Annotated in this window: 11 protein-coding genes, 2 pseudogenes and 1 riboswitch; of the genes and pseudogenes, 7 read left to right on the forward strand and 6 right to left on the reverse strand. The window is 72.1% G+C overall.

The window, feature by feature from the left end:
• Window positions 1–3: 3 nt before the first annotated feature.
• Window positions 4–630 (forward strand): annotated as a pseudogene (locus ACWD0A_RS13035) (SRPBCC family protein); the annotation flags it as partial.
• A 146-nt stretch (window positions 631–776) separates the two neighbouring features.
• On the opposite strand, the gene ACWD0A_RS13040 reads toward ACWD0A_RS13035, so the two are convergent.
• From ACWD0A_RS13040 to ACWD0A_RS13055, 4 genes are all read right to left on the reverse strand, one after another.
• Window positions 777–1,781, reverse strand: coding sequence for an ABC transporter substrate-binding protein (locus tag ACWD0A_RS13040; protein WP_451297442.1), 1,005 nt, complete (start codon window positions 1,779–1,781; stop codon window positions 777–779).
• Window positions 1,782–1,832: 51 nt separating this feature from the next.
• Window positions 1,833–2,660 carry an ABC transporter ATP-binding protein gene (locus ACWD0A_RS13045; protein WP_451297444.1) on the reverse strand — a complete coding sequence of 276 codons (828 nt, stop codon included), beginning with the start codon at window positions 2,658–2,660 and terminating at the stop codon, window positions 1,833–1,835.
• The gene (locus tag ACWD0A_RS13050) at window positions 2,660–3,751 is read right to left on the reverse strand and encodes a FecCD family ABC transporter permease (protein WP_451297446.1); all 1,092 of its coding nucleotides are present in this window, start codon (window positions 3,749–3,751) and stop codon (window positions 2,660–2,662) included. The genes ACWD0A_RS13045 and ACWD0A_RS13050 overlap by 1 nt, the downstream gene beginning before the upstream one ends.
• A gap of 100 nt (window positions 3,752–3,851) precedes the next feature.
• Window positions 3,852–3,978: riboswitch (cobalamin riboswitch) on the reverse strand.
• 24 nt (window positions 3,979–4,002) lie between these two features.
• Window positions 4,003–4,143 (reverse strand): hypothetical protein, encoded by a 141-nt coding sequence (locus ACWD0A_RS13055; RefSeq protein ID WP_451297448.1) that lies wholly within the window; start codon window positions 4,141–4,143, stop codon window positions 4,003–4,005.
• A gap of 111 nt (window positions 4,144–4,254) precedes the next feature.
• Here ACWD0A_RS13055 and ACWD0A_RS13060 point away from each other — a divergent pair, with 111 nt between their 5' ends.
• The gene (locus tag ACWD0A_RS13060; RefSeq protein ID WP_451297450.1) at window positions 4,255–4,626 is read left to right on the forward strand and encodes a hypothetical protein; all 372 of its coding nucleotides are present in this window, start codon (window positions 4,255–4,257) and stop codon (window positions 4,624–4,626) included.
• A 49-nt stretch (window positions 4,627–4,675) separates the two neighbouring features.
• Here ACWD0A_RS13060 and ACWD0A_RS13065 read toward each other — a convergent pair whose 3' ends face one another.
• Window positions 4,676–5,014, reverse strand: a complete 339-nt coding sequence (locus ACWD0A_RS13065; RefSeq protein WP_451297452.1) for a hypothetical protein — start codon at window positions 5,012–5,014, stop codon at window positions 4,676–4,678.
• A 281-nt stretch (window positions 5,015–5,295) separates the two neighbouring features.
• Between ACWD0A_RS13065 and ACWD0A_RS13070 the strand changes: the two genes are divergently transcribed.
• The 5 genes and pseudogenes from ACWD0A_RS13070 (at window position 5,296) to ACWD0A_RS13090 (ending at window position 10,296) form a co-directional block, all read left to right on the forward strand.
• Entirely contained in the window at window positions 5,296–6,189 is an 894-nt protein-coding gene (locus ACWD0A_RS13070; protein WP_451297454.1) for an oxygenase MpaB family protein, read from the forward strand.
• A 91-nt stretch (window positions 6,190–6,280) separates the two neighbouring features.
• A pseudogene (locus tag ACWD0A_RS13075) lies at window positions 6,281–6,876 on the forward strand (aldehyde dehydrogenase family protein); the annotation flags it as partial.
• Between the two features lie 177 nt (window positions 6,877–7,053).
• Window positions 7,054–8,331: a cytochrome P450 gene (locus ACWD0A_RS13080; protein WP_451297456.1), complete on the forward strand. Its 1,278-nt coding sequence runs from the start codon at window positions 7,054–7,056 to the stop codon at window positions 8,329–8,331.
• A 256-nt stretch (window positions 8,332–8,587) separates the two neighbouring features.
• The gene (bla, locus tag ACWD0A_RS13085; protein WP_451297458.1) at window positions 8,588–9,517 is read left to right on the forward strand and encodes a class A beta-lactamase; all 930 of its coding nucleotides are present in this window, start codon (window positions 8,588–8,590) and stop codon (window positions 9,515–9,517) included.
• Window positions 9,518–9,729: 212 nt separating this feature from the next.
• Window positions 9,730–10,296 carry a hypothetical protein gene (locus ACWD0A_RS13090; protein ID WP_451297460.1) on the forward strand — a complete coding sequence of 189 codons (567 nt, stop codon included), beginning with the start codon at window positions 9,730–9,732 and terminating at the stop codon, window positions 10,294–10,296.
• A gap of 32 nt (window positions 10,297–10,328) precedes the next feature.
• On the opposite strand, the gene ACWD0A_RS13095 is transcribed toward ACWD0A_RS13090, so the two are convergent.
• On the reverse strand, window positions 10,329–11,471 hold the full coding sequence (locus tag ACWD0A_RS13095; RefSeq protein WP_451297462.1) for a winged helix DNA-binding domain-containing protein: 1,143 nt from the start codon (window positions 11,469–11,471) through the stop codon (window positions 10,329–10,331).
• Between the last annotated feature and the right edge of the window lie 384 nt (window positions 11,472–11,855).

Raw genomic sequence — 11,855 nt, forward strand, 5'->3', positions numbered from 1 at the left:
TCCTTGATGAACATCGTCGAAGCGCTGGACGTCGGCGTCCCGATCCGCACCGCGTACGACCACTGGACCCAGTACGAGCAGTTCAGCAGCTTCACCAAGGGTGTACGGAGTGTGTCCCAGGGCGACGAGACGACGAGCGACTGGAAGGTCAAGGTGGGCCCGTCGACCCGCGGCTGGAAGGCCACCGTCCAGGAGCAGGTGCCGGACGAGCGGATCATGTGGACCTCCGAGGGCGCCAAGGGCACGACCCGGGGGTGCGTGACGTTCCACGAACTCGCGCCGAGCCTGACGCGCATCGTCCTCGTCGTCGAGTACTACCCCTCCGGGTTCTTCGAGAAGACCGGCAACCTCTGGCGCGCCCAAGGACGGCGCCTGCGCCTGGACTTCAAGAACTTCCAGCGGTACGTCACCTTCACCGACGAGGAGCCCGAGGGCTGGCGCGGAGAAATCCGCGACGGCGAGGTGGTCCGGACCCACGAGGAGGCCGTGGAGGAAGAGGAGGAAGCGGCCGCGTACGAGGACGAGGAAGACGAGAACGGGTACGAGGAGGAAGCCGAGGAAGGCAAGGACGAGGAGGGATACGAGGACGAGGAATACGAGGGCGAGGAGGAGGAAGAAGAAGAAGAGTGAGAGCTGCGCAGCGTGCTGCACGGGTTCGGCGAGGAGACCCCCACGGCCCGCTTCGCCCCAGCCCGGACCGGTGCTGCGTACGGCTCGACCCGGCCGCCTGACGACGACGGGGCAGGACCGGACCGGCCGGGGGCACACGTCCGGTCTCAGCGAGGCGTCACCGACCGCAGGTAGGCGCCGAGTGCCGCGACGGCCGCCGGATTACGGGGGCTTTCCACCAGGTCGACGTAGTCCAGCACAAAGATGCGCCGGTGCTTGACCGCCGACACCTGGGCGAGCGGCGGGTAGGAGAGCAGGAAGTTCTTCTTCTGCTCCGCGGTGGTGTCGCCGTAGTCGTTGACGACGATGACGTCGGGGTCGCGCTGGACGACGGTTTCCCAACCCACCGTCGTCCACGAGTCCTTCAGGTCCTTCATGATGTGGTCGCCGCCGGCCTTGGTGATGATGTCGTCCGGCGCGGCGAAGCGGCCGGAGGTGAAGGGCTTGTCCTCGCCGCTGTCGTAGAGGAAGACCGTCGGCCGGTCCGCCCCCTTGGGCGCCTTCGCCCCGGTGGCGCCGATCTGCCGGCGGAAGTCCGCGATGAGCTTTCGCGCCCGCTCCTCCACGCCGAAGAGCTTCCCGAGGTTGCTGAGATCGGTGTAGAGCGCCTCCAGCGGCGGCATGATGCCCCGCGCCTTGTCGCGGCCGTTACGGCAGGACTCGGTGAGGACGTACGAGCTGATGCCGACCTTGCGCAACGCGTCCGGTGTCAGGCCGTTGTCCTCGCCGAAGCCGTAGTTCCAGCCCGCGAAGACCAGGTCGGCACGGGCGTCCAGGACGACCTCCTTGGTGATCCGGTCCTTGGAGAGCCACGTCACCTTGTCGTAGCCGGTTTTCCAGGGAACGCCGGTCAGGTCGCCCTTGTCGTCCGGCATGACGAAGCCGGCCATCCGGTCCTCCAGGCCGAGGGCGAGCATGATCTCGGTGATGCCCACGTCGTTGGTGACCACCCGTTCGGGGACCTTGTCGTACGTCACCTGGCGACCGCAGTTGGTCAGCGTGACCGGGCCGTTGCCCTTCGCCTGGGGCGTCGGTGCGACATGCGCGCCGCACGCCGTCAGGCTCAGGGTGAGCGCGGTGGCGAGGGCCGCGCGTCGCAGGGCGTGGATCATGGTGCTCCTCATCGGCAGGGGTACGGGGAAGCCGAGGACGTTCGTCCCGGCTCAGGAAGCGGGCAGGTCGTCGGGACGGGCGATGCGGTCGAACAGCAGTTGCACGGCGCCCGTCACCGGATGCCGTACGCGGTGTGCGCGCACCCCGAAGACGTCGGCCAGCAGCTCGGGAGCCAGGACGTCGTCCGGCGGGCCGGAGGCGACGATGCGGCCGTGCGCGATCACGTACAGCACGTCGCAGTGGCCCGCCGCCAGGTTCAGATCGTGCAGGGCGGTCAGTACGGTCGGTCCGCCCCCGGACTCGGTCCAGGGGGATCCGCAGGCCCGCACCAGCGACAGGACGTCCAACTGCTGGGCGATGTCGAGGTGGTTGGTCGGCTCGTCGAGCACGAGCACACGGGGCTGCTGGGCCAGCGCGCGGGCGATCAGGACGCGCTGCCTCTCACCGCCGGACAGGGACAGGAAGGACCGTTCCGCGAGATGAGCCGCGCCGACCCTGGTGAGCGCGTCGCGGCAGATCCGGGCGTCGTCCGGGGATGTGCGAGCGCCCGGGACCGGGCCGCGCCGGTGCGGCAGGCGCCCCATCTCCACCACCTGGGCCACCGTGAAATCGAACTCGGCCGACGAGTCCTGCGGCAGCGCGGCGAGCCGGCGGGCACCGGCGCGCGCGTCCATGGCGTGCAGGTCCTCGCCGTCCAGGCGCACGGTGCCGGCGGTGGGACGCAGCGCCCGGTACACGCAGCGCAGCAGCGTCGACTTGCCGCTGCCGTTCGGCCCGACGAGGCCGACGACCTGGCCGGGAGCGGCGTGCAGGGTGATGTCCCGGACGAGGCGGGCGCCCGCGACGTCGACCGACAGGTCCTCGATGTCGACACGCATCAGCGGCCCCCGAACGCGTAGCCGCGGCGGCGCATCAGCAACAGGAAGCAGGGCACGCCCACGACGGCCGTGACGACGCCCACCGGCACCTCCGCCGGGGCGAGCACCGTCCGGGAGACGACGTCCACCCACACCAGCAGCACCGCTCCCGCGAGGGGCGTCACGGCGAGCACCTGCCGGTGGCCGGCGCCCACCACCATCCGTACGAGGTGCGGCACCATCAGGCCGACGAATCCGATCGCCCCGCTCACCGCCACCACGGTCCCCGTGACGGCGGCCGTCACGACGAACAGTTCCCTGCGCAGCCGCCGGGCGTCCACGCCCAGTGCGGCGGCCGTCTCGTCCCCCATGGCAAGGGCGTTGAGCCGCCCCGCCGACAGGGCGAGATGGACCGTCCCGGCGAGCACGGTGGCGGCCGCGACCGGCACCGAGCCCCAAGTCGCCCCGCCGAGGCTGCCGAGCAGCCACATCATCGCCGACCGGGCGGCTTCGCCACGGTCGGCGCTGAACACCATGAGGGTGGTGACGGCCGAGAAGCCGTAGCTCATCGCCGTACCGGTCAGCACCAGCCGCAGCGGCGTCAGGCCGTGCGCACTGCGCGCCGCCGCGTACACCAGGACCATGGCCGCCAGCGCCGAGCCGAAGGCGGAGACCGGCAGCGCCCACATGCCCAGGACGGAGAACGCCCCCAGGAGGATCACCGCGTTGGCCCCGACTGCCGCCCCGGAGGAGATGCCGAGCACGAACGGGTCGGCGAGCGCGTTGCGGACCATGGCCTGTACGGCCACACCGACGGTGGCCAGGCCTGCGCCCACGACCGCCGCCAGGACGGTTCGGGGCAACCGGATGTGCCACACGATGGCGTAGGCGGACTGTTCGTCGGCCCGTATGGTGCCGCCGGTCAGACCGGCCCGCAGCAGGTGCAGCACCTGGCCCCACGTCAGGTCCGAGGCTCCGAGGCCGACCGCGCACACGAGGGAGAGGAGAAGCAGGGCGGCGAGTGCGCCGGCGAGCGGCGGAGCCGGTATGCGCCTGGGGACAGGCGGAGCCGGCGCGGCGGTGGCCGCGGACGGGGACAAGCTGACGGACACGCGTGCGGTCCTTCGCCTCGGGCCGCGTCCGTACGCATCAAGGGGTGGCCCTCATGACGAGGACGTGCGCCATCCCTCTCGCAGTCCGCGGCGAGCAGTCGGGAACTCCAGCCGTCCCACGGGTGATCGGGCTTGCGCGGCCGACCCTGACGGGCGATCGCGCTTACCGTTGCGGGTCAGCGCCGGATTCCCACCGGACTTCCCCCACGGGACGCAGTGCGCAGCGTAGCAAGCACGGTGGACCTCCCCGTTCAGCGCGTGGAGCCTCCACGGGCCGCGGCGAGGTCGTCGAGGTTCTGCGCCACCGCTGTGGCGACCGCTGTGGCTCCGACGCCGCCGAGGAACTCGTCCTTCAGCCCGCGACCCGCCGGGGGATTCCCGGCGAAGGCCATGCGGATGGGCGGCCGCTTCGCCGGTTCCGACGGCGCCGTTCGCAAGACCGGTGGAGGAACGGCTCCGGAAAGGCGGCACATGTCCGCGCCCGCCCCGTAGAATCGGCGCTCATGTCGAACCCTGATGACCTGCTCGTCGACATCGCCGCCATGGTGGAGTCCGAGCACTCCAATCAGATGTCCCTCACCGTCGTGATCCCCGGCGCCGTCATCACCGGACGGCTGGCTCCGGAGGCCGTCTGGCGGGAGCGAGTGGCCGAAGTGCTGAAGGACTCGAACCAACTGGGCGCCTTCTCCCCCGTGTTCACGAGGCCCGGAGGCTGGCGCGACCGGCACGGTGAAGCCCCCTCGTACCTGCACTTCCATGTCGCGAGAATTCTCCAGGGCAGTGTGGGGATTCCCGAGACCGGCGGCATGTACCGCATCGCCATCAAGGACGTGAGCGCCTGGACAGTGGGGGACTTCAGCTACTCCGACCGCTGAGCGGACGGCCTTCGTGGCGGCGGGCCGGGGACTCGGCGGACGGTCCGGCTCACGCCACGTGGTCGCTGTATCCGCAGACCCAGGCGAGTGCGTCGTGCACGCCCCGGACGTAGTCGCGCTTCCCGGCCTGCAGGGTGGGATCGTCCAGCTGGACCACTGCCGCGTCCACCTCGGCGGTCAGCAGCCGCAGGCCGGGAATACCGTCGGCGCCCGCACCGGTGACGGGTGAACGCTCCGCATGTCCCATCGCCCACTCGTAGGCCGCTGCCGCGCCGGAGGAGAACTCGGGCGCCGTTCTGCGTGCCGCCAGGCCCTTGAACACGAAGGCGACGTCCTCGTGCACCCTGACACCGATTCGCTGCTCGCCCTGCCGCTCGTTCGTGGTCACGTCGACCGACTTCCCTTCACCGGCAGCTCCTGACGTCCGCCGTCCAGGTCCTTCTCTGACCCGGCCCTGAGAGGTGAGTGGCCAGGTTCCCATATGTCCCTCCTGTTCCTCGGATGCGTTTTCGGTCGGTACCACGGACGGGTTCCCCCTCACCCCGCGCCTACGCGCACGACGACGCCCCCGCGTCCGAATCGCGCCGGCAGGTGCCCGGTGCGGGCCCCGGCGGCCCGGCACGCCACGCGTTGGTGACACCCCCGCCCGCCCGGGTCGATACTTGGGCCATGAACGGGTCCGCGCCTGTCGTCGGGGACCTGCGCAAGCGGGTCGGAGCCGGGATCTTCCGCCGCGTCGCAGGGCCGGCCGGTCCTGCCAACAGGGAGCGCATCCACCACACACCGGGACCACGGTGGTTCGGGCCCGAGCGGCCCATCCGTACCGTGCAAGGTGACGCGTCCATGTTCATCGGCGGGCTGCGCGCCCTCCTCCTGCAGTCCCTGCACCCCCTCGCGATGGCGGCCGTGGCCGCGCATTCCGGATACCGCGGCGACCCGTGGGGCCGTCTGCAGCGCACGAGCACCTTCCTCGCCGTGACCACGTTCGGCACCGCGGACGACGCGCAGGCGGCCGTGGACCGCGTCCGCGCGGTACACGAGCGCACACGGGGCACGACGGCCGACGGCCGGCCGTACCACGCGGCCGACCCGCACCTTCTGGGCTGGGTCCACGTGGCCGAGGTCGACAGCTTCCTCGGGGCCCACCAGCGCTTCGGCGCCCACCCCCTCGACGGCGCGGGCTGCGACGCGTACATCGCCGACATGGCACGCGTGGCATCTGCCCTCGGCGTACTCGATCCACCGCGCGACCGGCGTGAACTGGCAGACCGGATCGACGCCTACCGCCCCGAACTGTGCGGCACCACGGAAGCCCGCGAGGCGGCACGGTTCATCCTGCTCCATCCGCCCCTGCCGCTCGTGGCCAAGGGCCCCTACGCCCTGCTGGCCGCGAACGCGGTCACCGCGCTGCCCCCGTGGGCCCGCAGCTCCCTGGGCCTGCCGAACCCGGGCCCCGCCACGGAGACCGTCGTCCGTCTCACCGGCCACGCCCTCACCCGGGCCATCCGCTGGGCCCTGGCTCCCTCCCGCACCGCACCGACCGCGCGACGACCGCCTCGGTGAGGACGCGGAAACGGCCGTGCGGTCAGTTCCGGGGGATGCGCCCCTTGCAGTGCATCGCGGTGCGCAGCAGAGCGCTGTCGGCGCCGAAGCCGGGCTCGCGCGGCTGACCGCGGTGTACCAGAAGCTGCCCATCGGCGACCCGTTCGACGAGGGCACCCTCGTCGGACCACTCGTCTCCGGCACGGCGCCCGACGCCATGCAGGACGCCCTTGCCCGGGTGCAGGCACAGGGCAGGAAGATCCTCGTGGGCGGCAACCGGCGCCTGGCCGACGCCGCGCCCCGGGCCGCTTACGCCGAGCCGGCCATCGTCCGCGTCGACGAGCAGACCGACGTCGTCCGGGAAGAGACCTTCGCCCCCATTCTTTACGTGCTGACCTACGACACGATCGAGGAGGCCATCGCCCTGCGCAACGACGTACCGCAGGGCCTGTCGTCGAGCATCTTCACCCGTGACCAGCAGGAAGCCGAACTCTTCCGGTCCTCGGAGGGCTCCGATCTGCGGCATCGCCAACGTCAACATCGGCACGTCGGGTGCGGAGATCGGCGGCGTCTTCGGTGGCGAGCAGGAGACCGGCGGCGGGCGCGACTCCGGCTCCGACGCGTGGCGCGCCTACATGCGCCCAGCCCACCAACACGATCAACTACTCCGGCCGCCTCTCCCTCGCCCAGAACGCCAGCTTCCTCTAGGCCCGCACCGTCACAGCGGCCGGCCCCGCCGCCCCCTCCGAGGGCCCGCCCGGGCGGGGGCGCGCGACGCCCTGCTCATCCGGTCGGTTATCGTGTGGCCTCGGCCCCGAGCGGGCAGCTTGGTCAACTGTCCCCCCGTCGGGTGATGGTCCGTACGCCTTGACGGAGAACACGCGCGTGGCAAGCACGGAGACACGTCCGGCACCCCTGCCGACCGGCCTTCCCGGCATTCCCGGCCTCTTCGACCCGCCGTTCGTGGCCGACCCGTTCCCCACGCTGGCAGTGCTGCGGAGCACCTCGCCCGTCCACTTCGATCCCGGCACCGGCCTGTGGCTGGTCAGCCGCTATGCGGACGTGCGGAGCGTGCTGCTGGATCCGGGGACGTATCTGCCGGACAACGCCCAGCACTCCGTGACGCCCCTGCCCGTGCGCGTACTGCGCATCCTCGCCAGGGCGGGTTTCTCCCTGCCGCCCGCACTGGCCAACAACCGCGGCGCCGACCACGCGGACCTCCGGCGCCTGGTCATGCGCTTCTTCAACGCCGAGCGCGTCGCGGCGGCAGTGCCGATGGTCGAGCAGACCGCTGCGGAGATGCTGTCCGGTCCGCGGTCCCGCTACGCCGCCGGCGACCGCTGCGATCTGGCCGCCGAGTACGCGCGACTCCTGCCGTGCCGCGTGATGATGCGGCTCCTCGGCATCGACGGCGTCTCCGCCTCCACGCTCGCGACGTGGAGCGACGCCGCACTGGAACTCTTCTACGGTCGCCCTCCCGCCGAACGGCAGCTCCACCTGGCGGAGCAGGTCGGTGCGTTCCACCAGTGGCTGACCGCGCAGGTGTCCTCGGCCGCGGCGACGGACGGGCTCATCGGCGGACTGCGCCGGCACCGGAAGCCGGACGGCACGCCGCTGGACGCCGCGACCGCCGTGGCCGTGTGCTTCTTCGTGTTCATCGCCGGGCAGTCCACCACCGGGCAACTGATCTCCACGGCGCTCCTGCGGGCCGTGTCCGATCCGCAGGTCTGGTCACGCGTCGCAGGGGAGGACGGCTTCGCCGAGGCGTGGGTGGAGGAGATCCTGCGGCGGGAGCCGCCGGTCACCACGTGGCGCCGGGTGACCGCGCGCGAGACGGAACTGTCCGGTGTGCGCCTGCCGGCCGGAGCGCAGCTGCTGCTGATGCTGATGGGCACCGGGTCGGACCCCGAGATGTTCGACGATCCGGAACAGCTGTGCCCGCACCGGGAGAACATCCGGCACCACCTGGCGTTCGGTGCGGGACGGCACCGCTGCCTGGGCGCCTCCCTGGCCCGCACCGAAGCCGCGGTCGCTCTGCGGGCGGCAGCCCGTGCTCTGCCGGACGCGGCACTCGTGGAACCGGGGACGCAGCCGCCGATGCTCGGCCTGCTCTCCTTCCGCGCACCGCTTCAGGTCGTGGTGCACCGCCACTCCGGCCGGTGACGCGGCCCCACGGGTAGGCAGCGACGGCACCACCGAGGATCCGGTCCCTGTCCTCTCCTCGCTCGACACGCTCCCACCGGATCCACCCCCCGAACTCTGTGCCGGATGAGCATGGAACTGCGCACCAGCCCATGGGACCGCATGGCAGCGCGGAGGTGAGGGTGGTCCCGGCGCTCACGACCACGCAGCGGGATGGGGCCGTGCCGTTCCATCCCCTCATCCGCCCTGCGTGCGGGGCTCTTTGGAGGTTCGGACCATGCAGCGCACCCGTGTCCGGCGCACCGTCGTCGGCGCCCTTGCCGTGCTCGCGCTCGTCCCGCTGGCCGCGTGCGGCCAGGGCGGCGGTCCGCCGGCCTCGTCGTCTCCGTCCGCGCAGACGACGAGGGCGACTACGGCCGCGAAGCCGTTCGTCGGTGCCTTCCAGGAGCTCGAGCGCCGGTACGACGCGCGGCTCGGCGTGTACGCCGTCGACACCGGCACCGGGCGCGAGGTGGCCTACAAGGACGGCCAACGCTTCCCCTACGCGTCGACGTTCAAGGCGCTGGCCGCCGGTGCGGTGCTGCGCCGGCACTCCCCGGGCGGCATGGACGAGGTGATCACGTACTCCAGGGGCGACCTGATCACCCACTCCCCCGTGACCGAGAAGCACGTCGGGACCGGAATGACCCTGCGGGCGCTGTGCGAGGCCGCTGTCCGCTACAGCGACAACGCTGCGGCCAACCTGCTCTTCGACCGGCTCGGCGGGCCGAAAGGCCTCGACGCCGTACTGGAGGAGCTCGGCGACGACGTCACGCGGATGGAGCGCCGCGAGCCCGTACTGAGCCGATGGACTCCGGGCGACACGCGGGACACGAGTACGCCGCGGGCGATGGCCGGGAACCTGCGCGCGTTCGTCCTCGGAGACGTCCTGGGCCAAGCGGAACGCGCGCAGCTCACCAGGTGGCTGCGGACCAACACGACCGGGGACGAGCTGATCAGGGCCGGGGTGCCCAAGGGGTGGGTGGTCGGCGACAAGACCGGAACGGGCAGCGGTTACGGCGCGCGCAACGACATCGCCGTCGTGTGGCCGCCCGACGCCTCCCCCATCGTCGTGGCGATCATGTCGAACCGCAGCGAGAAGGACGCCGCCTTCGACAACAGGCTGATCGCGGAAGCGGCATCGGTGGTCACCGACACGCTGTCGTAGCATGATGCTCCGGCTCCAGGAGCCCTACCGGTGACCGGGCTCGGCCCAGGTCACGTACGGCGGTCAGGACGTCCGCCATCAGCGCGGGGGCTGCGTCGTCCGGTCGCGTACGTGCCCTGCGGCGCCGGCAGACCGTCAAGAGGCCTCCTGCAGAAGGTCAGTTCTGCGTCAAGCCCTGCGCCTGGGCCCACGAGGGGTCTACGGTCGCCGTCATGAGGCGCATCGGCGGATCGCTTCGGGGGCGAGGCGGGAGAGGCGCCGCCTCCCGTGCGCCACGGCACGGCGGCTGGGCGCTGCACGTGCGGTTCGCGGCCGTCTGCGCCGCCGTGCTCCTCACGATGCTGCTCGCCGTCGACGCGGTCGCGGCCGGACTGACGCCGGCGCGTACCGCGCTGTGGACGGCGCTGTCCGTCCTGCTGTTCGTCGTGCTCGTGCCGCCGAAGGTGACCGCGGGGGAAACGTCCCCGGGTTCGCGCTTCCTGGTGTCGCGCGGTCTGCTGCACGAGAGGCGCGTACGCATGGACCGGCTGATGTCGGTCCGCTGGGCGGACGGCGTGGCACAGCGCATCGTGCTGCGGGACACGGACGGGGGCCGGGTAGAGCTCGACCCGCGGGTGCTGGTCGCCGACCCGCCGCTGTGGCTGCTCCTCGACGAGGGCGGCCGGACAAGCCGTGCCGACGGGCTGCTGCTGTGCGGCGCGGACGTCATGCGCGAGCTGGCCGAACGGCTCGAACGGGAGATGGCGCGGAACGTCTTCGAGGTGTCCGGTCTCCAATAGCGGTTCCGGCATCCGCTGCAGCCGACGCCGGTTCACGGAGCGAACTGTGTCTCCACGGCGCGACCCGCGTTCTCGTGCAGTACCTCGGCGTGCCGCCGGGCGGCGCGGCGCTCGGTGGAGGTGAGGGTGTCGAACGGCTGGATCGTGACGGTCACCCGCTGTGCTGTGGCGCGTTGGCGCCAGGTGCCGGCGATCTCGCCGCGGACGATCAGCACGCCGGGGGGTGCCGTCGCGCGCCAGACGGCGCCGCGCCGGGGCCGGTCCGGCAGCAGGAGCTCGCGGTCGGCGAGTTCGGTCAGCGGATCGTACGGCGGCAGCAGCCGGACTTCGGTGGCGGCGGGCGCGGTCAGCAGCGCGTCGAGGTCCTCGTGGTGCACCCAGCCGCGCCGCCCCTCGACTGTGACCTCGGCGAGCAGGTCACCGAGCGGGTCCCACAGGCGCCGGGCGCCCGCCGGGGTGAGCGCCAGCCACTTCGCGAGGTCCGCCGGGCGTGCCGGGCCGCACCACCGCAGGAACCGGCGGACGAGCAGGCGGCGGCTCTCCTGCGGATCCGGTCGGCGCCGGCCCGTGGGCCGCCGTACGTAGAGGAACGGTCCTGCCGTGGACACCGCGATGCACAGCCCGGCCTGCAACGTGGCGTACCGGAACAGGGTGTCCTGGACATGGTGCACGCCGCAGCCCTGGCACCACGGGCGGAGCCGCACGTCGACCACCTCGCTGAGTGCGGTGCTCAGCTCGCCCTTGGTGCGTGCCCGTCGGTCGGCGGTCACCGACCGCATCGCTTCTGCGACTTGGCCGACCGCCGCGCCGAAACCGATGTCCTCGGCGGCCGGCTCGCGCCCGAAGGGACCGAGATGTTCCTTGGCCAGGTCGCGGGCGTCGTCCGGGCGGAGCGCTGCCGCGAGACCGGCCAGGTCCTCGGCCCGGTGCACGTGCGTAGCGGCGCGCATGGAGTGGACCAGGGCGAGGCGTTCGGCATCGGGGCTCTCGCCGCGTGCCTGCAGGGCGAGGGCCGCGGTGCGGCCGGGCGGGGAGTCCTGCACCCCGGGCACCACCACGCCGTCGTGCAGCGGGTCGTCGGCCGGGTGCTCGATACAGTGCACTGCCGCCCGGTAGTTCAGTACCTGCGCGCGGGTCACGGTGACCGGCTTGCGAACGGGGTCGACGTGGGCCATCACACCTCCAGGACCATGGACGCAGGCTAGGCCCTCTCTTCTGGATCAGGCCGGATCAGTGAGTGGGGGTCCCCCCACGCCCGCAGGGCGTAGGGGGAGGGTCTGGTGCATGGGGTCTCCCCAGGCCCGCAGGGGCCTGGGGGACGCATCGCAAGGCGGAGGACGGGGGCACCTCCCGGCCGAAGCCTGGGGGAGAGTCCACGCGGTGGGGGCACCTCCCAGCGGTAGCTGGGGGACGTCGGCGACTGACGACAACGCTGGGGGCGCCTCCCGTGCCCGAAGGGCTACGGGGGAGAGGTGCGGTGCCAGGGCACGCGAGCCCGGCAAGATCCGAAAGAGAGGGCCTGGGCCGCCACCGGCCCGCTCGCGGAAGCCGCGGGCGGG

The sequence above is a fragment of the Streptomyces sp. NPDC002867 genome, assembly GCF_053591895.1.